The organism is Streptomyces sp. NPDC051051, assembly GCF_040682975.1.
In the GTDB taxonomy this organism is placed as follows: Bacteria; Actinomycetota; Actinomycetes; order Streptomycetales; family Streptomycetaceae; genus Streptomyces.
Genome location: NZ_JBFBCB010000020.1, coordinates 38447 through 60506 on the forward strand (window position 1 = coordinate 38447; position 22060 = coordinate 60506).

Here is a 22060-nt window from a genome sequence, read left to right on the forward strand (position 1 = left end):
CAATAAGCGCAAAACTCCAGGTCAGCCGGTGGGGGTGAGTTCGACGGGCACGCCGTTGAGGACGGCGTTGCCGGACAGCGGGTCGAGCAGGCTGCCGTCGAGGAGCTGGTTGACGTTGACTCCGGGGTCGGCGGAGGCGTGGCCGAGCCGGGTGCCCGGGCGGTCGTGGCCCCAGCCGTGCGGGATGCTGACGACGCCCCGGCGCACCCCGTCGGTCACCTCGGCGGGCACGGTCACCTCTCCCCCGGCGCCCTTGACCCGCACCGGCTCCCCGTCGCGCAGCCCGAGCCGCTCGGCGTCCTCGGGGTGGACCTGGACGGTGCAGCGGTTGCTGCCGCCGGTGAGGGCGGGGACGTTGTGCATCCAGCTGTTGTTGGACCTCAGGTGCCGGCGTCCGACGAGGACGAGCCCGGCGGGGGGCTCGTCCGCCGCCCGCCGCAGCCGCGGGAGATCGTCGGCGATCGGCCGGGGCAGCAGCTCGATCTTCCCGCTGCGGGTCTTCAGCGGCTGCGGCAGGCGCGGCCGCAGCGGCCCGAGGTCGATGCCGTGCGGACGGTCGAGGAGCCGCTCCAGGCACAGCCCGTCGGGCCGGGCGCCGAAGCCGTCGCCGTAGGGGCCGAGGCGCAGCATCATGTCGAGCCGGCGTTCGGGGCCGCTGTCGCCGGCGAGCCGTGCCGCGAGGTCCTCGGGGTCGCGGCCGTGCACGGGTGAGTGCGGGTCCTCGACCGCCTTGCCGAGGGTCTGGCCGATGACCAGGTCGTCGACGGCGCGGGGGTCGGCGCCGTGCATCCCGGTGACGGCCAGGGTCAGCCGGGCCAGGATCTCGGTCTCGGCCATCCGGCCCGGCTCCAGCGGGACGGCGGGGCGGGTGTAGCGGACCTGGTTGCGGACGGCGAGGGTGTTGAAGGCGAAGTCGTGGTGGGGGCTCTGGGACGGCGGGGGCGGCGGCAGGACGACGTCGGCGTGGCGCGAGGTCTCGTTGAGGTACGGGTCCACGCTGACCATGAAGTCGAGCGAGTCGAGCGCCTTGTCCAGCCGGTCGCCGTCGGGTGCGGAGAGCACCGGGTTGGCGGCCACGGCGATCAGCGCCCGGACCGGGGCGCCCTCGTCCGTCGCGGTGTCGATCTCCTCGGCGAGCGCGGAGAGCGGCAGTTCGCCCTTGGCCTCGGGGTGCCGGCTCACGCGGGAGTGCCAGCGCCCGAGCGCGAAGCCCCGGCCGGGACCGGCGGGCCGGGGCGTCCGGTCCGTGGCGGCCTGCGGGAAGAGGGCACCGCCGGGCCGGTCGAGGTTGCCGGTGAGGATGTTGAGGACGTCGACGAGCCAGCTCGCGAGGGTGCCGTACGGGACGGTGCAGCTGCCGATGCGGCCGTAGACGGCGGCGGTGGGGGCGGCGGCGAGTTCCCGGGCGAGGGTGCGCACGAGCGCGGCGTCCACGTCGCAGGCGGCCGCGACCGCCTCCGGGGTGAAGTCGCCGACGGCGTCGCGGAGTTCGTCGAGTCCCTGCACCTGGGCGCTCAACTCGCCGAGCCGCACGAGCCCTTCCTCGAACAGCACGTGCGCCATCGCCGCGAGCAGCAGGGCGTCGGCGCCGGGCCGGATCGCGACGTGCCGGTCGGCGAGCCGCGCGGTGCGGGTGCGGCGGGGGTCGATGACGGTGAGGGTGCCGCCGCGGGCCCTGAGCGCCTTGAGCCTGCCGGGGAAGTCGGGGGCGGTGCACAGACTCCCGTTGGACTCCAGAGGGTTGGCCCCGATCAGGAGCAGGTGGTCGGTGTGGTCCAGGTCGGGCACCGGGATGGCGTTGGCGTCGCCGAAGAGGAGTCCGCTGGAGACGTGCTTGGGCATCTGGTCGACCGTGGAGGCGGTGAAGAGGCTGCGGGTGCCGAGCCCGGCGAGCAGCACCGGGGGGTAGAGCGCGCCGGCCACGGTGTGCACGTTGGGGTTGCCGAGGACGACGGCGACCGCGTGCGGGCCGTGGCGCTCGACGAGCGGGCGGATCCCGGCGGCGACGGTGTCGAAGGCCTCCGCCCAGGTGGCCTCGCGCAGCTCGCCGTCCCGGCGGACGAGGGGGGTGCGCAGCCGGTCGGGGTCGCCGTCGACGGCGCCGAAGGAGGCGCCCTTGGGGCAGATGAACCCGTTGCTGAAGACGTCTTCGCGGTCGCCGCGGGCACCGGTGACCCGGGTTCCCTCGATGGTCAGGGTCAGCCCGCAGGTGGCCTCGCACAGGGGACAGATTCGCAGGGCGGTGCGGGACACGGGTCCTCCTGGGAAGGCGGCGGCTGTGGCGCTCTCGTCCGTCGAGCATACCGACCGGTATGCATGCTGGGGAGGCCCTGGCCCGCGGGATCCGGCGGACGCGTCAGTCCAGCACGCGCCCCAGGTACGCCCGCAGCAGCTCCCGCGTCTCCTCGATGACCTTCGGGTCGCCTTCGGGCGCCACCCGGAAGGCCAGGTGGACGAGGGTGTCGGCGGTCTCCACGGCGACCAGGAAGGTGCGGCGCAGATCTTCGTCGGAGGTGCGGCCGAGGTGGTCGGAGAGCAGGTCGGTGAGGCGGTCGGCGACGCGGTGGTTGGGTTCGGCGCGCGAGCCGACCGGGATCTGGTTGCCGAAGTCCACGAGCGAGAAGCCGGGCGCGGTGCGCTTCATGGCCAGGTACTCGTCGAGGACGGCGTCCATCGCGGCCCGCCAGTCCCCCTGCCGGGCGCCCCGCAGCCGCTCGGTGACACGCTCGGCGTACCGCTCCAGGTTGCGCTGGGCCAGCGCGTCGGCCATCTGCTTCTTGTTGCCGAAGAAGCGGTAGACCGACCCGATGGGGACGCCGGCCCGCTGGGCGACGGCGCGGGTGCTCAGCGCGTCGTAGCCGACCTCGTCCAGGAGGTCGGCGCAGGCGTCGAGGATTCTGGTCAGCCGTTCGGCGCTGCGCCGCTGCACGGGCGCGCGACGGAGCGATGTCGCGTGGGGCACGGGCTTCATGATGCCTTTCCGCCGCGGTCCGGTGAACCTCGCCCCTCGCTAGGGAGAAAGGTGCCCGGTGCACTCGACGCGGCGGGGGACGACGTGCCCGCGTCGTCCGCGGCACCCGGTCCGGAGTCGGTGTCCGGCTCAGGCTCCGTGTCCGCGTCCGCGTCCGTTTCCGGCTCCGACTCCGAGGCCGTGATGTCCGCCGTGCTCTCCACCGGCTTCCCGTCGACCGCCCACACCGTGCCGTCGTCGGCGTACAGCCGTGCGGTGACCTGGTGGGTGCCGTGCGCGAGGTAGCCCTCGGGGATGCGGTAGGAGGGGTCGCGCAGGTCGGCGAAGGGCGAGCCGTCCACGAAGAGCCGGGCGATGCCGCGACCGCCGACCGCCGCCTTCGCGCCGGACGGCGACAGGCGGAAGTCGCGCAGCTTCAGGCGCACGTCCCAGCCACCTTCCGCGTCGGGTTCCACCTCGAGACCGACCTGCGGCGCGCCCTTCCCGCCGATCTCCCGGTAGTGCCGCCCGTCGTCGTCCGTGTCGTCGAGCACCTTGCCGACGGGCGAGGGCGAGAGCGTGCTCTCCCGCCCGGCCGGCGCGGGCGCGCCACTGGTGCCGCAGCCCGCGGATCCGGTCACCAACAGGACACAGACCGCGAGCGCGGGCAGGATTCCACGCGTCCACGACATGCCCGGGAGCGTAGAACACGGGTACGACACAGGGATCCCCCCGGGGTCTGGTTCTCGCCACCTGTGATCGTCCTCCGGGAGGAGGACCCGCGCACCCCTTGCGTCCGGGAAACCGCAATCCTACGGTGATACAGAGGAATCGGCGGTCGAGGGAGCACGCATGAACAGCGGGGACGCACGCAAGACGGCAGAGGGGCTGACGTACCTCACGGGATTCGGCAACGAGCACGCCTCCGAGGCCGTGCCCGGCGCCCTGCCCGAGGGCCGCAACTCCCCGCAGCGCGCGCCCCTGGGGCTGTACGCGGAGCAGCTCAGCGGCTCCGCCTTCACCGAGCCGCGCGCCGACAACCGCCGCTCGTGGCTGTACCGGATCCGCCCCTCGGCGGCGCATCCGGCGTTCACTCGCGCGGACAACGGCGATCTGCGCACCGCCCCCTTCACGGACACGGTCCCGGACCCGAACCGGCTGCGCTGGAACCCCCTCCCCGACCCCGCGCCGGGGACGGACTTCCTCGGGGGCCTGTGGACCCTGGGCGGCAACGGCGACGCCGCCCAGCGCGCCGGCATGGCCGTGCACCTCTACCACGCCGACGCCCCCATGGACCGGGTGTTCAGCGACGCCGACGGCGAGCTGCTGATCGTGCCGGAGCGCGGCGGCCTGCTGCTGCGCACCGAGTTCGGTCTGCTGCACGCCGAGCCGGGGCACATCGCGCTGATCCCGCGCGGGGTCCGCTTCCGGGTGGAACCGCTCGACGGCACGGCCCGCGGTTACGTGTGCGAGAACTACGGCGCCCCGTTCCGCCTCCCCGACCTCGGCCCCATCGGCGCCAACGGCCTGGCCAACCCGCGCGACTTCCGCGCACCCGTCGCCGCGTACGAGGACGTCGAGGGTCCGGTGGAGGTGGTCAACAAGTACTGCGGCAACCTCTGGACGGCCACCTACGACCACTCGCCCCTCGACGTCGTCGCCTGGCACGGCAACCACGTCCCGTACGTCTACGACCTGCGCCGCTTCAACGTCATCGGCACGATCTCGTACGACCACCCGGATCCGTCGATCTTCACGGTGCTGACGTCCCCGTCCGACACCCCCGGCCTGGCGGGCGTGGACTTCGTGGTCTTCGCGCCGCGCTGGCTGGTGGGCGAGGACACCTTCCGGCCGCCGTACTTCCACCGGAACGTGATGAGCGAGTACATGGGCCTGATCGAGGGGGCCTACGACGCCAAGGCGGAAGGCTTCGTGCCGGGCGGCGGCTCGCTGCACAACATGATGTCGGCGCACGGCCCGGACCGGGAGACGTTCGACCGGGCCAGCGCGGCCGACCTGGTGCCGCACAGGGTCGACGACGGGCTGGCGTTCATGTTCGAGACGCGGTGGCCGCTCGCCCTCACCCCGCAGGCGGCCGGCGCGGACCATCTGCAACAGGGCTACGACGACGTGTGGTCGGGCCTCGAACGCCACTTCCGCCCCTTGCACTGAGGATTCCCGCCAGGTACGGATGGCCCCGTGACCTCCTTCGCGCCGGACTCGATCGTCCTGAACCGCAAGCTGCCGCTCTGGTACCAGGTGTCGCAGTCGCTGCGCGCCTCGATACTCGGCCGCTCGGCCGCGGACCCCCTGCGGCTGCCCACCGAGGAGCAGTTGGCGGGGCACTACGGGGTGAGCGTGCTGACCATGCGGCAGGCGCTCAAGGAGCTGGAGGACGAAGGGCTGATCACCCGGCACCGCCGCCGCGGCACGTTCATCGAGCCGACGGCCCAGCGGGGCGCCCCGGTGCGGCTGCTGGGCTCGGTCGACGCGATCGTGGCCCAGCAGTCGGGCATGGTGACGGAGCTGCTCTCGCACGGCGGGACGCCGGTCCCGGCGGACGTCGCCGAGTACTTCCCGGACCTGGCGGAGGTGGCGGCGTACCACCGGCTGCGCGGCGACGAGAAGACGGGCGAGCCGACCAACCACGCCCGCAACTACGTCCGTCCGGAACTCGCCGCGGTGATCGACCCGGAGGACCTGGTGCGGTGGCCGATGACCAAGGTGCTGCGGGACGTGGTGGGCGCGGACATCAGCCGGATCACCGACACGGTCGAGGCCCGCCTGGCGGACCCGGAGACCGCCCGGCTGCTGCGGGTACCGCTGCTCAGCCCGATCCTGCACTACACGGGCGTCACCTACGACAGCGGCGGCCGCCCGCTGGACGTGGCCGTCATCCACTACCGCGGCGACCGCTTCTCCTTCACGGTCACCCTCGACGCGCACTGAGCACGTCGTACGATGCCACGCGTGACGCGCGCCGAAGCTCCGCCGCTGGCGGACCTCATGCCGTGGTCGGTCGCACCGCCGCGGCTCGGCCGGGGGTGGCCGACGGCCCCCGATCCGGCTTCCCTGCGGGCCCGTTGGGACCGCCTCCTGACGGCGGAGGGAGCGCACCGCGAGGCCCTCTTCCAGCCGACCCGCTCGCGCACCGCGCACACCGCGGTCGCCCAGCTGCCCGGCGGGCCCGCCGGCACCGGCAGACTGATCCGCGCCACCGGTCCCTGCCCCGAGCCGGTCCGGGTCCTGGCCGCCCCCTTCGACGAGCAGTGGCTCATCCCCGACCACCGGCTGATCGACGCGGCCCGCCCCGAGCTGTGGCGGGTGGCGGACGCCCACCAGGTCTTCGTGGTGGAGTCGGCCGGGGCCCCGCACCTCCTGGCGACCTCCCGCTTCCCGATGCTCCGCGCCGGCCGGATCCGCCCGCTGTACCGCCGCCCCGGCGGCGGGGAACCCAACCTCGCGCCGGGCCTGCTGGACCACCTCGGCCACTCCCTCGACCCGCTGGACTTCCTCGCCTGGACCCTCGCCACCGTCCGTCCCGACCTCACGGTCCCGCTCACCCGGGACCCCGGACCCTGGTCCCGTGGCGTCGCGCTGGGCCACCGCCTGCTGCGGCTCCTGCGCCGCGACGGCGAGCGCCCCAAGCTGCCCGGCGGCCGCCGCCCCTACGTCCGCGCCCCGCTCCCCGCCCTGCCCCTGACCGTCCGCTACGACCCCGGCGAGGAGGCCCTCCACCTCGACGAGGGGCGCATCTCCCCGGTCCCCCCGCAGGCCTGGGACTTCGAGGCGGGCGGCGTCCGGGTCCTGGAGCAGTGGTTCGCGGTCCGCACGGCACCCGGCGAGGCCGGCACCCTCTCCGCTCTCCGCCCGCGCACCTGGCCCCAGTCCTGGACCTCGGAACTCCTGGAACTCATCACGGTGCTGACCCTGCTGGCGGAACTCCTCCCCCAGCGGGCGGAGTTGCAGGTGGCGGACGACGTCACGGCGTCGGACCTGCGCGCGGCGGGCGTGCTGCCGGTACCGCACCGGGCCCGCCGCCCCGCCTCGGTCCTGACCCTGGACGAGGAGGGCCCGGAGGGCCAGTTGGCGCTCCTCTAGGGCGTGTTCACGGCCTGGGCGCGAAGGCGTCCAGCACCCGCTCCACCGCGAACCCGAACACGGCCTCCAGGTCGATCGGCCCGGGATCCTCGGAGAAGGCCGCGGCCATCCGCGGGTAGGCCCCGGTGGCGACCTGGCTCCCCAGGTAGCCGATCCGCGCCGCGTTCTCCTGCTCCTCCGACCACGGCAGCGACCGCGTCCGCTCGGCGGTGGCCAGCTCGTTGGAGACGTACATCGTCACGACCCCGTTGAGCATGCCGACGAGCTGCATCTTCATGCCGTACGTCATGTCCAGCGGGTCCAGGCAGGCCAGGCAGTGCTCCAGGTACCGCAGCGCGTTCGGGCTGAACCCGTAGACCGGCGACATCAGCCGGGGCAGCCACGGATGCCGGTGCATCAGCTCGCGGGTCTGCCTCGCCACCCTCAGCATGTCGGCCCGCCAGTCCCCGCCCGGCTCCCACAGCTCGTGCTCGCCGCCGACCGCGTCGACCATCAGCTCGTACAGGTCCTCCTTGCGGGGGACGTAGTTGTACAGCGACATGGTGCCGCAGCCCAGCTCGGCGGCGACGTGCCGCATGGACACCGCGTCGAGCCCCTCCGCGTCGGCGATCCGCACGGCCGCCGCCGCGATGTCGGCACGCGTGTACGCGGGCTTCGGCCCCCGGCCCGTCCGCTCGGGACGGGCCCAGATCACTTCGGGTACGGCCGCTCGGCCCGCCATCGGTCATCACCTCGGCCACCATCGTAGTTACGTACACCGTACGTAGTGCGCTATGGTCACCCCATGACTACTACGTACGGTGTACTTAGTGAGAGTCTGGAGAAGCGTTTCGGGGCGGTGCGTGCCCTGCGGGGCCTGGACCTCGCCGTCCCGCAGGGCACGGTCTGCGGGATCCTCGGGCCCAACGGGGCGGGCAAGACGACCGCCGTACGCCTGCTGACGACGCTGCTGCGACCGGACGGCGGGTCGGCCCGGATCGCGGGGCACGACCTCGTCCGCGAGGCGGCGGCCGTCCGGCGCGTCATCGGCGTCACCGGACAGGACACGACGGTCGACGGCGACCTCACCGGCCGGCAGAACCTGCGGCTGTTCGCCCGGCTGCACCGGGTGCGCGGGCCCGCCGGGCGCGTCGACGCGCTGCTGGAGCGCTTCGGCCTGACGGAGGCCGCCGACCGTGCCGCGTCGGGTTACTCGGGCGGGATGCGGCGGCGCCTGGACCTCGCGGCGAGCCTGGTCCGCCGGCCGCGGGTGCTGTTCCTCGACGAGCCGACCACCGGCCTCGACCCGGCCGGCCGGGACGAGGTGTGGACCGCCGTCCGCGAGCTGCGCGACGAGGGCACGGCGGTCGTGCTGACCACCCAGTACCTGGAGGAGGCCGACCGGCTCGCCGACGACATCGCGCTGCTCGACCGGGGTCGCGTCGCGCAGACCGGCTCGCCGCAACGCCTCAAGGCGCTGATCGGCTCGTACGCGGAGGCCGTCGTCGCGGACCCGGCCGTCCTGCCGAGGGCGGCGGGCGTCCTGGACCGCCTCACGGGCGGCGAGCCGTCGTTCGACCACGCGCGGGCCGCCGTCGGCGCGGTCACCCGCGACAGCACGCTCACCCTGCCCCGGCTGGTCCGCGAACTCGACGCGGCGGGCGTGCCGTTGCTCGACGTCACGCTCCGGCCGCCCACCCTCGACGAGGTGTTCCTGCGACTCACGGACGGCCGGCTCACGACCTCCGGGCGCACGAACGGCCGACCCGCGGACGGCCGCGCCGGTGGCGAACGGCTCACGGAGGACCCCGCCGGTGGCGAACGCCCGATCGTCGACCGTCGGTCCGGCGACCGCCCCGCCGGAGCCGACGGCGAGGAGACCGCCGCATGAGCGCCCTCGTCCTCGACGGCACGGCCATGCTGGGCCGCCAGCTGCTGCGCGTCCGCAACAACCCGGCGCTGGTGATCCTCACCCAGACCATGCCGATCACCATGCTGCTCTTCTTCGGCTACGTCTTCGGCAGCGCGCTGGCGATGCCGGGTGCCGAGTACCGCTCCTTCCTCGTGCCGGGCCTGCTGGTGGCGACCGCCGCCAACGGGATCATGACCGGCATGTTCCAGGCGGCTCAGGACGTCCACCGGGGCGTGACGGACCGACTGCGCACGCTTCCGGTGAGCCGGGCCGCGGTGCCGCTGGGGCAGGCGGTGGCCGATCTCGTCGTCACGGCGGCGGGGACCGTGCCGTTCCTGCTGGTCGGGCTCGCCGTGGGCTGGCGCGTCGAGGGTTCGGCGCTCGCCGCGACCGGCGCGGTGGCGCTGCTCCTGCTGTTCCGGTTCGCCTGCGCCTGGGCGGGCGTCTTCCTCGGGCTGCTGTCCCGCAGCGAGGAGGCGGCCGGTCAGCTCGGCAGCGCGACCTTCGTGCTGCCCCTGCTGTCCAACGCCTACATCCCGACCGGCGACCTGCCGGGCTGGCTGCGCGCGCTCGCCGAGTGGAACCCGATCAGCGCGGTGACGACGGCGCTGCGGGACCTGTTCGGGAACGCGCCGGTCCCCGAGGGTTCCGCCTGGCCGGTGGCGCATCCGGTCGCCGGGTCACTGGCCTGGTGCGGGCTGCTGATCGCGGTGTTCGCGCCGCTCGCCGTGCGGCGGTACGCGCGGCCATGACAGACCGGGGCCGCCCGGGACATGATCCACCTCATGGACCAGCAGCCTCTGCCTCTGCCCCTGGAGGGCCTCACCGTCGTCGCCGTCGAGCAGGCCGTCGCGGCCCCGTTCGCCACCCGGCAGCTCGCCGACCTCGGCGCCCGGGTGATCAAGGTCGAGCGGATCGACGGCGGCGACTTCGCGCGCGGCTACGACACCGCCGCCCGCGGCCTCGCCTCGCACTTCGTGTGGTGCAACCGCGGCAAGGAGTCCATCGCGCTGGACCTGAAGGACCCGCGCGGCCTGGACGTCGTACGCCGGCTGGTCGCGGGCGCGGACGTGTTCGTGCAGAACCTCGCGCAGGGCGCGGCGGCCCGGCTCGGCCTGGACGCCGCCACCCTGTGCGCCGCGCACCCGCGCCTGGTCGCGGTCGACATCTCCGGGTACGGCGCGTCGGGGCCGTACGCGAACAAAAGGGCGTACGACATGCTCGTGCAGTGCGAGGCGGGGCTGGTGTCGGTGACGGGGACGCCCGCGCAGCCGGTGAAGGCGGGCATCCCGGCGGCGGACATCGCGGCGGCCATGTACGCCTTCTCGGGCGTGCTGGCGGCGCTGGTGCGGCGCGGGACGACCGGGCGGGGCGGGCCGGTGGAGGTGTCGATGCTGGAGGCGCTCGCCGAGTGGATGGGACATCCGCTGCACCACGCGATGCACGGCGGCACGGCCCCCGCGCGCACCGGCCTCGCGCACGCCGTGATCGCGCCCTATGACGCCTATCCGACGGCCGACGGCGGGCGGGTGCTGCTGTCGGTGCAGAACGACCGGGAGTGGCGCCGACTGGCGGAGCTGGTGCTGGAGCGACCGGAGTTGGGGAGTGACCCGGCGTACGCGACGAACGCGGCGCGGGTCGCGCACCGGGAGCGCACCGACGCGCTGGTGGCGGGGGCGCTGGGCGCGCTGGACGCCGACGAGGCGCTGGCGCGCCTGGAGGCCGCGGGCATCGCGTGCGCGCGGCTGCGGGATCTGCACGAGGTGGCCGGGCATCCGCAGCTGGCGGCCCGGGGGCGGTGGCGGGAGGTGGACTCGCCGGTCGGGCCGTTGCGGGCGCTGCTGCCTCCGATCACACTGCCGGGTGGAGTGGAGGCGCGGATGGGGCCTGTGCCCGCGCTCGGGGAGCACACCGAAGCCGTGCTGCGTGCCGTGGGGATGACGGACGAGGAGATCGCAGCGCTGCGCCGGGACGGTGTGGCCTCCTGAGCGCGGGCCTCAGTGCTTGTTGTTGCTGCCGAACAGCGAACGGCGCAGTCGGCGCAGCGGCGCGAACAGCGAGACCCCGCTGATCCGGGCGCCCCTCGGACTGCGGTGGGCGGGCGCGCGCGACGTCAGTTCCCGCATGAGGGAGGTCGCCTCGACCGTCTCCCGCTGCGGTATGGCGGGGCCCGCCAGCACCGAGAGATGGCGGTCGAGACGCGAACTGGTCGCGTTGCTCCCGCAGGTGATCGCAGGGACCCTCGCCCTGCTGCGCATCGTTATCTGTTCCATGTCACTCCCCACCCGTACGAGTCCACCCGGCCCGGGCAGGGTAACCCTATCGTCCCGGCGAGGCACACGTGTATCGCGGCCCCAGGAATCACCTTCCCCGTAAGGGGGTTGACGACCCCTCCGCCATTACTCTCCGAATCCGACCGATTTCAGGGTGAGTTGGACAACCGGCTGCGTAGTGGGCCGTGGTGATCCCCCGTCGGGCTCGACGGTCACGGCGAGTGACGTCGACGAGGGCTCGAGCCCGGTGGCGACCAGAGGCGTGTCACCCTCGAAGAGGCCGAGGGAGCGCGGTTGCGCACCGGGGCGCATGACCCAGAGCTGGTGCACCCGCCCGCCGGGCAGCCCGTCGCGTCCGCTCAACGTGACGACCGCCTCGCCCGCCGAAGCGGAGGCGATCACTCCGATCGTGCCGCCCCGCGCGTCCTCGCCGGTGCTCGCACGGGCGTCCGGAGCGGCGAGAACGTGGGCGATCTCACGTGCCCGGGCCCGCTCGGCGTCGAGCTGGTCCTGGGTGCGACCGGCCTGGACCGCGAAGAGGGAGGCGACGACGAGCGCGGCGGCGGCCGTCGCGGTGGCGAACGGCACGAACAGCGGGCGGCGCGCCCGGGGCGCACGGGAGCGTCCGGGCGGCGGCCGCATGCCCCAGACGTGCGGCGGCAGTTGGGGCGCGCGCTCCCGCGACGGCTCACGCGCGGGCTCCTGCGGCGTCGTCCGTACGGCGGCCAGGACCCGGTCCCGCATCGCGGCCGGGGGCTGCGCGGCCGTCGACCAGGCCAGCCGGACGGCGTCCTCGGACAGGGCGCGCACCTCGGCGGCGCAGCGGTCGCAGCCGCTCAGGTGTTTCTCGAAGCGGCGCCGCTCGCCGGATTCGAGGGCGTCGAGGGCGTAGGGCGCCGCCAGCGAGTGCAGGTCCTCGCGGCGGAGGAAGTCGAGGACGCTCATGCGGCACCTCCCAGGCAGTGGCGCAGCCGCGTGAGTCCGTCGCGCATCCGGGTCTTGACCGTGCCCAGCGGCAGCGAGAGCCGCTCGGCGACTTCGCGGTAGGTGTAGCCGTCGTAGTAGGCGAGGGTGACGGACTGGCGCTGCAGGGCCGTCAGCCGGTCGAGGCAGCGGCGTACCCACTCCCGCTCCAGACCGGCCTCCACCTCCTCGGTGACCTGGTCGAAGGCGGGGTGGTGGGCGCGCTGCGCCTCGCGCTGCTCGCGCTCGCCGGCCGCGCGGGCGCTGCGCACCCGGTCGACGGCGCGGCGGTGGGCGAGAGTGAGGATCCACGACAGCGCACTGCCGCGCCGGGGGTCGAACCTGGCGGCGGAGCGCCAGAGTTCGAGCAGCACCTCCTGGGAGACCTCCTCCGACTGCGCCGGGTCCCGCACGACGCGCCGCACGAGTCCGAACACCGGCCCGGACACGATGGCGTAGAGCCGTTCGAATGCGTTCTGGTCGCCTCCCGCGACGAGCACCAGCAGCTCGTCCGCCTCCATCCGGTCCCCCTCCCCGCGGCCGCATCCCGGCCGTCCCGTCATACCAGGCACTCGCAACGCACACACCTCCGGCAGGGGTACGGATTCCAGGAGCGAAAACGCGGGTGAGCAGGAAAGAAAAAGTTTTTGGATTCCGACCAATCCAGCCGGCGTCCCCATTCCGTATCACTGTCCGTCAGGCAAGTTGGCACTGAGGACGGACGGCATGACAGCTATCTCCAGGAGCGGATCCGGACGCAGGGGCGTCGCGACCCTCATATGCGGGGCACTGGCCGCCGGGGGTCTCGCGGCCGCCGGCGTCGCCACGCTGGCACCCGGGGAGGCGGCCGCCTCCAGCCACCGGGAGGCCCCGCTCATCTCGGGCACCCCGCAGTACGACAACACCGACGTGTACGCCTTCGTGAGCCCGGACAAACCGGACACCACGACGATCGTCGCGAACTGGATCCCGTTCGAGGAGCCGGCCGGCGGCCCGAACTTCTTCCCGTTCGCGGAGGACGCCCAGTACGACCTCCACATCGACAACAACGGTGACGCACAGGGCGAGTTGCTCTTCCGCTACACCTTCAAGACGCACGTGAAGAACAAGAAGACGTTCCTGTACAACACCGGGGCGGTCGAGAGTCTGGACGACCCCGACCTGAACGTGACTCAGACGTACGACCTCGAACTGGTCAAGCTGAAGAAGGGGAAGGAGGTCCACACGACGAAGCTCGCGGACGACGTGCCGGTGGCGCCGTCGGACGTCGGCAAGGCCTCGATGCCGGACTACGCCAAGCTGCGCAAGCAGGCGGTCCACAAGCTCCCCAACGGCGCGCAGACCTTCGCCGGCCAGGCCGACGACCCGTTCTTCCTCGACCTGCGCGTCTTCGACCTGCTGTACGGCGGGAACCTCTCCGAGGTCGGCAACGACACGCTCAAGGGCTACAACGTCAACTCGATCGCCCTCCAGGTGCCGACGGACCTGATCGCCGAGTCCGAGCACCAGCCGGTCGTGGGCATCTGGTCGACCACCCAGCGCCGCAACGCGCAGGGCTACTGGTCCCAGGTGTCCCGGCTGGGCAACCCGCTGGTCAACGAGGTCGTCAACCCCATCAAGGACAAGGACAGGTTCAACGCGTCCGAGCCGAAGGACGACGCGCAGTTCCTGAAGAACGTCACCCACCCGGAGCTGCCGAAGCTCATCGAGGCGATCTACAAGATCAAGGCACCCGCCGAGCCGCGCAACGACCTGGTGGACGTGTTCCTCAAGGGTGTGAAGGGACTCAACCAACCTCCGCACGTGACGCCTTCGGAGGAGCTGCGCCTCAACACCTCCATCAAGCCGACGGCCTCCCCCAAGCGGCTCGGCGTGCTGGACGGCGACAACGCGGGCTTCCCCAACGGGCGCCGGCTCACCGACGACGTGATCGACGCCTCGCTCCAGGTCGTCGAGGGCGAACTGCTGGGCGCCAAGAACGACCTGGGTGACGCGGTCGACAAGAACGACAAGCACTTCGAGAAGGCCTTCCCCTACGTCGCGCTGCCGACCGAGGGGTCACGCGGCCCGCTCGCCAAGGGCGTCAGCACGGGCAACGACGTCCGCAACCAGCTCGGCGACGCGCTCCGGCCCGCGGGCACCACGTCCGGGACGGACACCACCGTGATCGCCGCCTCGGCGGGCGCCGGCGCGGCCGGAATCCTGCTCATCGGCGGCGGGCTGATGTGGTGGCGCCGGACGAGCGGCGGCCACGGCCGACGGGCGTACCGGGGCTAGGGTCTTTCGTTCGGATCAGGCCGGACCCTGCGAGCCCGGCATGATCCCCACGTGAGGCCCTGTGCACCCCGGCCCCCCTTAGTCCGGGCGGGCGGGGGAGAATCCTGCACTCCCCCGCCCGCCCCACCGACGGGCGCGGCCCGCGTACTCGTCCCCCACGGCGCGGGCCGCGCCACCCCCACGCACCAGCGCAGGACGATTCACCCCAGGCGACCGAGGAGAGGGCATGCCCCCGCGTACGAACGACGGCGGACCGGAGCGCGAGCGGCCGGCCTCCGGGCCCGGTGCCACCGCCCCGGCCGAGGAAACGGCGTCCGGGGAAGCGGCGGGCCCGCCGACGGCACGGCCGGAGGCGACAAAGACCGCCGACGCCGTCGAGCCGACCGGCGAACCCCGGGTGGCCGTGGCCACCGGGACCGCCCCGGCCACCGGGACCCCCGAAGCAGCCGCCCCCGCCGACGAGCGGGTCGCCGCCGTTCGGCGGGTCGCCGCCGCGGGGCGCCGTTGGCGGTCCGTGCAGCTCGGGGCCTGTGCCGCCATGCTGGCCGTCGGTCTCACCGCGGGGGCGATCGCGTTCGGCGCGGTGCGGGACGGCGGGGACGCGCCGGTGGTGACGGCCGCCGCGGTCTCCCCCGGTCTGCTCGCGGCCGCCGACCTCGGCACCGGCATCGCCTCGCTCCAGGCCCACCTCCGCGACCAGCCGAAGGACTTCGGCGGCTGGGCCACCCTCGGCCTCGCCTACGTCGAGCAGGCCCGCACCCAGGGCGACCCCTCCCGCTACCCGCAGGCCGAGCAGGCGCTGAAGCGCTCCCTCGCCCTGCGCCCGGACAACGACCAGGCCCTGTCCGGCCGTGCCGCGCTCGCCGCGGCCCGCCACGAGTTCGCCGACGCGCTCGCCCACGCCGACCGGGCCCTGGAGCTGAACCCCTACAACGAACGCGCCCTGTGCTCCCGCATCGACGCGCTCGTCGAGCTGGGCCGGTACGAGGAGGCGGCGCGGGCGGCCCGCACGGCCGACGAACGGCGTCCCGGCGTACCGGTGTTCACCCGCTACGCATACGTCCAGGAGCTGCGCGGCGACGTCCCCGCCGCCCGCCGGGTCCTGGACCGGGCGCTCGCGGCCTCGACCACGCCGGGCGACATCGCCTACGTGGCCACCCAGCTCGGCCAGCTCGCCTGGAACCAGGGCGACGACGACACCGCCCTCACCCACTACGCCCGCGCCCTCGCCGCCGACGAGGACTACCTCCCGGCGCTGGAGGGCCGCGCCCGCGCCCTGGCGGCGAGCGGCCGGCAGGCGGAGGCGATCGAGGGGCTGGAGAACGTGGTGGCCCGCTTCCCGCTCCCCGGCCCGCTGGTCGAGTTGGGCGAGTTGTACGAGGTGCGCGGCGGCGAGGGCGACGCGGCGAGGGCGCGGGCCCGGTACCGGCTCGTCGACGCCTGGACGGCGCTCGCCCGCGCCAACGGCGTCAACGCCGACCTGGACACCGCGCTCGCCGCCGCCGACCACGGCGACAGGGCGGCGGCACTGCGCGCGGCCCGCGCCGAATGGGACCGCCGCCGGACGGTGCACACCGCGGACGCCCTCGCCTGGGCCCTGCACGTCAACGGCGAGGACGACGAGGCGCTCGACTACGCCCGGCGGGCCACGGCCACCGGTTACGGCAACGCCGCCTTCCTCTATCACCGGGGCGTGATCGAACGGGCCACGGGCCACCCGGACGACGCCCGCACCCACCTCACCGCGGCCCTGGAGCTGAACCCGGGCTTCTCGTCCCTCGGGGCCCGCGAGGCCCGTGCCGCCCTGAAGACGCTGGAGGCGGCCGAGTGACGCTCCGTCGCGTGTTCGCCTCCTGCGCGGCCGCCCTGACGGCCGGGTGCGCGCTCGCCCTGTTCCCTTCCGCCAGTGCGAGCGCGCACCCCTTGGGCAACTTCACCGTCAACCGTTACGACGGCCTCGTGGCCGCCCCCGGTCAGCTGCGCGTCGATCACGTGGAGGACCTCGCGGAGATCCCGGCGACCCAGGCGAAGCCGGACGTCGAGCGGCTCGGTCCGGCCGGGTGGGCCCGACAGCGGTGTGCCACGGCCGCCGCGGGCAGCCGCCTCACCGTCGACGGCCGTACGGTCGCCCTCACGGCCGGCGCCGCGGAGGCCGACCTGCGGCCGGGACAGGCCGGGCTCGACACCCTGCGCGTACGGTGCCGGCTGACCGCTCCGCTGCCCGAGGCCGCGTCGGTGTCGCTCACCTTCCGGAGCGCGGGCGCCTCCTCCGGACCCGGCTGGCGCGAGATCACCGCGCGCGGCGACCGGATGGCGCTCACCGACGCGGACGTACCGCGGAAGTCGGTGTCGGACGAACTGACGCGCTATCCGGCCGAGTTGCTGTCCTCACCCGCCGACACCGCGACCGCTTCCCTGCGGGTGCGGCCCGGCGGCGCGGCGCTCGCCGAGGAGGAGGACGACGCGCCCGCCGCGTCCGTGCTGCCCCGGGGCGCGGACCGCTGGACGCGGGCCCTGGACGGCCTGGTCGCCCGGCAGCACCTCACCCTCGGTTTCGCCGCGCTGGCGTTGGTCCTCGCCGTCGGCCTCGGTGCGATGCACGCCCTCGCGCCGGGGCACGGCAAGACCCTCATGGCCGCGACGGCGGCCGCCCGCGGCGACCGGGCCCGCTTCAAGGACGTCCTGCCCCTGGCCGCGTCCGTCACCGTCACCCACACCCTCGGCGTGGTCGCCCTCGGCCTCCTGGTCACCGCCGGCTCGGCCGCCGCGCCGTCGGTGGTCGCCTGGCTGGGCCTGGCCAGCGGCGCCCTCGTCCTGTTCGCGGGCACGACCCTCGTACGACGGGCCTGGCACCACCGGGGACACGGCACCGGGCACCGGCATCCCCGTCCGCACCCGCGTCCGCACCGGCCGGCGAAGCCGCCCGCCCGTCGGCCGGCCCTCGTCGGCGCGCCCGCGGAACACCCCGGCCGGGCCACCGCCCACGAGCACCCGCGCGATCTCGAACACGGCCACGACCACACCCACCACGACCACGACCACGACCATCATCACCGCCACGACGGCGAGCACCGGCACGACGGCGAGCACCGGCACGATCACGGGCACCACCACACGGACACGGACACCCACACGCACACCCACGGCGGTGTGACCCACAGCCACCCCACCGCCCCGACCCTGCGCGGCACGATCCTGCTCGGCTTCGCCGGAGGGCTGGTCCCCAGTCCCTCCGCCGTCGTCGTGCTGGTCGGTGCCGCGGCCCTCGGCCACGCCTGGTTCGGACTGCTGCTCGTCGTCGCGTACGGGATCGGGCTGGCCCTGACCCTGACGGCCGCCGGGTTCGCCGTCGTCCGGCTGGGCGCGGGTGCGGCCCGGCTGCTGGACCGGAGCCCGCGCCGGACCGGCCACCCGGCGGTGGCGCTGGTGCGCCGGAACCTGCCCCTGTGGTCGGCGCTGGTGGTCGTGGCCCTCGGTGCCGGGCTGGTGCTCAAGGGGGTCGCATCCGTGCTGGTCTGAGCTACGTTGGGGAGGTATTCACCAGGATGCGAAGGGGGAATGGGGTGCGCGGTGACCGAAGAGCCCGGCAGTGAGCGTCTGATCGCGGGCCGCTACCGTCTGCTGTCCCCGCTCGGCGAGGGCGGCATGGGCACGGTGTGGCGGGCCCGGGACGAGGTGCTGCACCGCGAGGTCGCCGTCAAGGAGGTCCGCGCCCCGGCCGGACTGCCTGCCTCGGACGTCGAGCGGCTGTACGCCCGGCTGGAGCGAGAGGCCTGGGCCGCCGCCCGGGTGGCGAACCGCAATGTGGTGACGGTGTACGACGTGGCCGTGCAGGACGGCCGGCCGTGGATCGTCATGGAGCTGGTACGGGGCATCTCCCTCGCCGAACTGCTCGACGCGGAAGGCCCGTTGGAGCCCGCGCGGGCCGCGCACATCGGGGCCGAGGTGCTGGCCGCGCTGCGGTCGGCGCACGGGGCGGGCGTGCTGCACCGGGACGTGAAACCGGCCAACGTGCTGATGTCCAACGACGGCCGGGTGGTGCTCACCGACTTCGGCATCGCCTCCGTCGAGGGCACCTCGGCGCTCACCATGACCGGCGAGGTCATCGGTTCGCCCGAGTTCCTCGCGCCGGAGCGGGCGCTGGGCCGCACGCCGGGCCCCGAGTCGGACCTGTGGTCGCTGGGCGTGCTGCTGTACGCGGCGGTGGAGGGCAACTCCCCCTTCCGGCACGACACGCCGTTGAGCACCCTGCGCGCGATCGTCGACGAGGAGCTGCCGCGGCCGCGCCGGGCGGGCGCGCTGGCCCCCGTCATCGAAGGGCTGCTGCGCAAGGACCCGGCCGAACGGGTGCCGGCCGAGGTGGCCGAGGCCGATCTGCGGGTCGTCGCCGCGGGCGGCACCGCCCGGCCCGGCACGTTCCGGGCGGCGACGCCGTATCCGCCGACGGCCGCCGGGCCCCCGGCGACGTCACGCACCGAGCCGCTGCCGACGCCGTCGCCGGCTCCGCCCTGGCCCGGTCCGCAGGGGGACACCACCCGGACCGGGCCCGGCCGTGACCGGCGCACCGCGGGGGTGCTGATCGCCGGAGTGGCGGCGCTGGCACTGGCGGTCGGCGGGCTGACGTACGCGCTGCTGAGCCGGGGGGACGGGGGCGACGGCAGTGGCAGTGGTGGCGGGGACGTCGTCAACAGCCGTTCGCAGGGCGTGAGTCCGTCCGCGACGCCGCGGGAGAGCGAGACCTCGGACAGCGGGGAGCCCTCGCCGGACGCGAGTCCGAGCGAGAGCGGGAGTCCCACGAGCGAGGCTCCGCCGCAGTCCGTGGCGGTCACGGTCACCGGCTCGCACACGGACTACTCGGGGTCCTGCCCGCCGCCGGACGCGCAGGCGCCCACGTTCACGGTGACCGTCACGGTGGACCGGCTGCCCGCGCAGGTGTCCTACCGGTGGGTGTCGGAGAAGGGCGAACTCGTGGACGCGGGCTGGCGGACTCTGGACCTTCCGGCGGGCGGCGGGAAGTCGGGGCAGGACAGAGTGGTCGTGACCACGCACGCCGAGAGCGGGACGTACCGCAACGCGATCGGTGTCGAGGTGCGCGAGCCGAGTCGCGTGACGTCGAACTCGGTGCCGTTCTCGGTCACGTGCGAGACGGAGGCCCCGTCGGGCGGGGCCTCCCCCTCCGCGTCGCCCTCGCAGTGACGGCTCAGGCGGCGCTGTCGAGGACCGGCAGGTAGCCACCCGACTGACCGGACGCGGTCGGGTGGTAGGACTCGCCGATGTTGAGCCAGTTGACGCTGTGCAGCCAGGAGCTGCCGGAGCAGATCTCGTGGCCGGTGAAGGTGGTGCGGACGTCCCCGAAGACGAAGCCGTGGGCGGCGGCGCGCTGGGCGGTGACGCTGTTGAGGAGGTCGGAGGCGTTGTTGATGGCGGTGCGCTTGGTCTCGGACAGTCCCAGGCAGGTCGTGCCGAGCTGGTAGAAGCGGGGGTAGCCGATGACGACGACGCGGGCGGCGGGCGCCTTGGAGCGGATCGCCGAGTAGACGCTGTCGAGCTGGCCGGGCAGCGTGGAGCTGACGTAGGAGCGCGCGGTGTTGATGCGGCTGAGGCAGGTGCTGTCGGAGCTGGTGACGCAGGTGGTCATGACGTCGGCGAAGCCGGCGTCGTTGCCTCCGACGCTGATGGAGACCAGGCCGGTGGAGGAGTTGAGCGGGCCGAGCTGTCCGGCGAGAACATCACCCGTTCGAGCGCCCGAGCAAGCGGTGAACGAGAACGAGGCGGGGGCGTGTGCGGCGTTCCAGAGGTACGGGAAGGCCTTCGTGCTGCGCTTGCAGTCGCCGCTGGAGCTGATGTAGCTGCCGGATCCGACACCTGAGGAGTAGGAGTCGCCGAGGGCCACATAGCCCCCGGTCGCGGCGAGTTGGGCTCCCTGGGCCGAGGCCGCCCCGGTGAGGGCAGCGCCGAGGGCGAGGAGGAGTGAACTGACGAGTACGGCAATGCGGGAACGTCTCATGGAACCTCCCTTAGCAGGATCTCTGCGGCAACCTTGTTACCAACTACGCGCGTTGACGGGAAGTGTTCATGCCAAGTTTGTCGAGGTTCCCGGCGATCGATCACCTCCTGTTTGTTACGTGGGCACGTCAAATTCGTTGACTGTCTTTCAACACCCTTGTTCTACGGCGGTAGATGACGGAGTCTTTACCCCGGCCGAGAGCGGTACGCCGCGACGCTCGACGCCGTGTGCGCGAACACCCCGCGCACCCCCCACAGACGCGCGCCCCACCCCGGCGCGCGCCGCCTAGAGGAGGACTCCCTCGTAATGGCACACCTTCGCAGCAACAAGGTCCGCGTCTCCGCCGCCGCCACCGTGGCGGCCGCCGCCCTCGTCGGCGGACTGACCGCGCTCCCCGCCCAGGCCGCCCCGGCCGAGGGCAGGGTCCTCGCGGCCGGTTCCCCCACCGCCGTCAAGGACAGCTACATCGTCACCCTCAAGCAGGACGCCGGCTTCAAGGCGTCCTCGGCGACCGGCAAGGACCTCATCAAGGGCTACGGCGGCTCGGTGAAGAAGACGTTCGGCGCCGCGCTGAACGGCTACACCGCGACCCTCTCCGCCGCCGAGGCGAGGAGACTGGCCGCCGACCCCGCGGTCGCCGCCGTGGAGCAGGACCAGACCGTGCACGTGGACGCCACGCAGTCCAGCGCCCCCTGGGGCCTGGACCGCATCGACCAGACCTCGCTCCCGCTGTCCGGCACCTACACCTACCCGGACTCCGCCGGCAGCGGTGTGACGGCCTACGTCATCGACACCGGCGTACGCATCACGCACTCCCAGATCAGCGGCCGGGCCGTCAACGGCTACGACGCCGTCGACGGCGACAACGTCGCCCAGGACGGCAACGGCCACGGCACCCACGTCGCCACCACGATCGCGGGCACCACCTACGGCGTCGCCAAGAAGGCGAAGATCGTGGCCGTCCGGGTGCTGAACAACTCCGGCTCCGGCACCACGGCCGGGGTGATCGCGGGCATCGACTGGGTGACCGCGAACCACTCCGGGCCCTCGGTCGCCAACATGTCGCTCGGCGGCGGCGTCTCCACCACCCTGGACGCGGCCGTGCGCCGCTCCATAGCCAGCGGCGTCACCTACGCCGTCGCGGCGGGCAACAGCAGCACCACCGCCTCCTCGTCGTCCCCGGCCCGGGTCACCGAGGCCATCACGGTCGGCGCCACCACCAGCACCGACGCCAGGGCCAGCTACTCCAACTACGGCTCGGTCCTGGACATCTTCGCCCCCGGCTCCTCCATCACGGCGGGCTGGTACACCAGCGACACCGCCACCAACACCATCTCCGGTACGTCGATGGCGACTCCGCACGTCGCGGGCGCGGCCGCGATCTACCTGTCGGGCCACGCCTCGGCCACCCCGGCCCAGGTCGCCACGGCGCTGGTCGACGGCGCGACCACCGGCAAGGTCACCGGCGCGGGCACCGGCTCGCCGAACCGCCTGCTGAAGATCGTCCCGTGACCCGACGCCGCTGAGGCGGCGACCGGTCACACCCCCGTTCCCCGGAGGCCCACCCGGCCTCCGGGGAGCGTTTGTGTCAGGTTCCT

General features: G+C 73.7%; 19 protein-coding genes. 11 read left to right on the forward strand and 8 right to left on the reverse strand.

Translation table 11 applies throughout. From position 1 onward, the window contains the following. Nucleotides 1-21: 21 nt before the first annotated feature. From AB0N31_RS17135 to AB0N31_RS17145, 3 genes are all read right to left on the reverse strand, one after another. Complete coding sequence (locus AB0N31_RS17135) at nt 22-2253, reverse strand: molybdopterin oxidoreductase family protein (RefSeq protein WP_366059184.1); 2232 nt, start codon at nt 2251-2253, stop codon at nt 22-24. Nucleotides 2254-2356: 103 nt separating this feature from the next. After that, nucleotides 2357-2971 carry a TetR/AcrR family transcriptional regulator gene (locus tag AB0N31_RS17140; RefSeq protein ID WP_366059185.1) on the reverse strand — a complete coding sequence of 205 codons (615 nt, stop codon included), beginning with the start codon at nt 2969-2971 and terminating at the stop codon, nt 2357-2359. Next, nucleotides 2968-3642 carry a hypothetical protein gene (locus AB0N31_RS17145; RefSeq protein ID WP_366059186.1) on the reverse strand — a complete coding sequence of 225 codons (675 nt, stop codon included), beginning with the start codon at nt 3640-3642 and terminating at the stop codon, nt 2968-2970. The genes AB0N31_RS17140 and AB0N31_RS17145 overlap by 4 nt, the downstream gene beginning before the upstream one ends. Before the next feature lie 160 nt (nt 3643-3802). Between AB0N31_RS17145 and hmgA the strand changes: the two genes are divergently transcribed. The 3 genes from hmgA to AB0N31_RS17160 are packed head-to-tail and all read left to right on the forward strand — an operon-like array spanning nt 3803 to nt 7051. Next, nucleotides 3803-5122 (forward strand): homogentisate 1,2-dioxygenase, encoded by a 1320-nt coding sequence (gene hmgA, locus AB0N31_RS17150; protein ID WP_366059187.1) that lies wholly within the window; start codon nt 3803-3805, stop codon nt 5120-5122. 27 nt (nt 5123-5149) lie between these two features. Continuing rightward, nucleotides 5150-5899, forward strand: coding sequence for a GntR family transcriptional regulator (locus AB0N31_RS17155; protein WP_366059188.1), 750 nt, complete (start codon nt 5150-5152; stop codon nt 5897-5899). A gap of 12 nt (nt 5900-5911) precedes the next feature. Continuing rightward, nucleotides 5912-7051 (forward strand): type ISP restriction/modification enzyme, encoded by a 1140-nt coding sequence (locus tag AB0N31_RS17160; protein ID WP_366059189.1) that lies wholly within the window; start codon nt 5912-5914, stop codon nt 7049-7051. 7 nt (nt 7052-7058) lie between these two features. On the opposite strand, the gene AB0N31_RS17165 is transcribed toward AB0N31_RS17160, so the two are convergent. After that, nucleotides 7059-7772, reverse strand: a complete 714-nt coding sequence (locus AB0N31_RS17165; RefSeq protein WP_366059190.1) for a TetR/AcrR family transcriptional regulator — start codon at nt 7770-7772, stop codon at nt 7059-7061. Nucleotides 7773-7835: 63 nt separating this feature from the next. Between AB0N31_RS17165 and AB0N31_RS17170 the strand changes: the two genes are divergently transcribed. From AB0N31_RS17170 to AB0N31_RS17180, 3 genes are read left to right on the forward strand one after another with little or no spacing between them, the layout of a single operon-like run. Then, nucleotides 7836-8921, forward strand: coding sequence for an ATP-binding cassette domain-containing protein (locus tag AB0N31_RS17170; protein WP_366059191.1), 1086 nt, complete (start codon nt 7836-7838; stop codon nt 8919-8921). Beyond that, entirely contained in the window at nt 8918-9694 is a 777-nt protein-coding gene (locus AB0N31_RS17175) for an ABC transporter permease (protein ID WP_366059192.1), read from the forward strand. The genes AB0N31_RS17170 and AB0N31_RS17175 overlap by 4 nt, the downstream gene beginning before the upstream one ends. A 33-nt stretch (nt 9695-9727) precedes the next feature. After that, nucleotides 9728-10930, forward strand: coding sequence for a CaiB/BaiF CoA-transferase family protein (locus AB0N31_RS17180; protein ID WP_366059193.1), 1203 nt, complete (start codon nt 9728-9730; stop codon nt 10928-10930). A 9-nt stretch (nt 10931-10939) separates the two neighbouring features. Here the strand turns inward: AB0N31_RS17180 and AB0N31_RS17185 are convergent, their stop codons facing one another. The 3 genes from AB0N31_RS17185 to AB0N31_RS17195 all read right to left on the reverse strand — a co-directional run bounded on the left by AB0N31_RS17185 (nt 10940) and on the right by AB0N31_RS17195 (nt 12699). Beyond that, entirely contained in the window at nt 10940-11215 is a 276-nt protein-coding gene (locus tag AB0N31_RS17185; protein WP_363089307.1) for a hypothetical protein, read from the reverse strand. A gap of 126 nt (nt 11216-11341) precedes the next feature. Beyond that, nucleotides 11342-12160 carry an anti-sigma factor gene (locus AB0N31_RS17190; RefSeq protein WP_366059194.1) on the reverse strand — a complete coding sequence of 273 codons (819 nt, stop codon included), beginning with the start codon at nt 12158-12160 and terminating at the stop codon, nt 11342-11344. Continuing rightward, complete coding sequence (locus tag AB0N31_RS17195; protein ID WP_363089309.1) at nt 12157-12699, reverse strand: sigma-70 family RNA polymerase sigma factor; 543 nt, start codon at nt 12697-12699, stop codon at nt 12157-12159. The genes AB0N31_RS17190 and AB0N31_RS17195 overlap by 4 nt, the downstream gene beginning before the upstream one ends. Before the next feature lie 205 nt (nt 12700-12904). On the opposite strand from AB0N31_RS17195, the gene AB0N31_RS17200 reads away from it, so the two are divergent. The 4 genes from AB0N31_RS17200 to AB0N31_RS17215 all read left to right on the forward strand — a co-directional run bounded on the left by AB0N31_RS17200 (nt 12905) and on the right by AB0N31_RS17215 (nt 19651). Beyond that, the gene (locus AB0N31_RS17200; protein WP_366059195.1) at nt 12905-14455 is read left to right on the forward strand and encodes a DUF4331 domain-containing protein; all 1551 of its coding nucleotides are present in this window, start codon (nt 12905-12907) and stop codon (nt 14453-14455) included. 226 nt (nt 14456-14681) lie between these two features. Then, complete coding sequence (locus AB0N31_RS17205; protein ID WP_366059196.1) at nt 14682-16286, forward strand: tetratricopeptide repeat protein; 1605 nt, start codon at nt 14682-14684, stop codon at nt 16284-16286. Continuing rightward, entirely contained in the window at nt 16283-17974 is a 1692-nt protein-coding gene (locus AB0N31_RS17210) for a nickel transporter (protein ID WP_366059197.1), read from the forward strand. The genes AB0N31_RS17205 and AB0N31_RS17210 overlap by 4 nt, the downstream gene beginning before the upstream one ends. Before the next feature lie 39 nt (nt 17975-18013). Then, nucleotides 18014-19651 carry a serine/threonine-protein kinase gene (locus AB0N31_RS17215; RefSeq protein WP_366059198.1) on the forward strand — a complete coding sequence of 546 codons (1638 nt, stop codon included), beginning with the start codon at nt 18014-18016 and terminating at the stop codon, nt 19649-19651. Nucleotides 19652-19655: 4 nt separating this feature from the next. Here AB0N31_RS17215 and AB0N31_RS17220 read toward each other — a convergent pair whose 3' ends face one another. Next, nucleotides 19656-20462 carry an SGNH/GDSL hydrolase family protein gene (locus AB0N31_RS17220; RefSeq protein WP_366059199.1) on the reverse strand — a complete coding sequence of 269 codons (807 nt, stop codon included), beginning with the start codon at nt 20460-20462 and terminating at the stop codon, nt 19656-19658. Nucleotides 20463-20768: 306 nt separating this feature from the next. Here AB0N31_RS17220 and AB0N31_RS17225 point away from each other — a divergent pair, with 306 nt between their 5' ends. Beyond that, nucleotides 20769-21974: a S8 family peptidase gene (locus tag AB0N31_RS17225; RefSeq protein ID WP_366059200.1), complete on the forward strand. Its 1206-nt coding sequence runs from the start codon at nt 20769-20771 to the stop codon at nt 21972-21974. Nucleotides 21975-22060 lie beyond the last annotated feature (86 nt).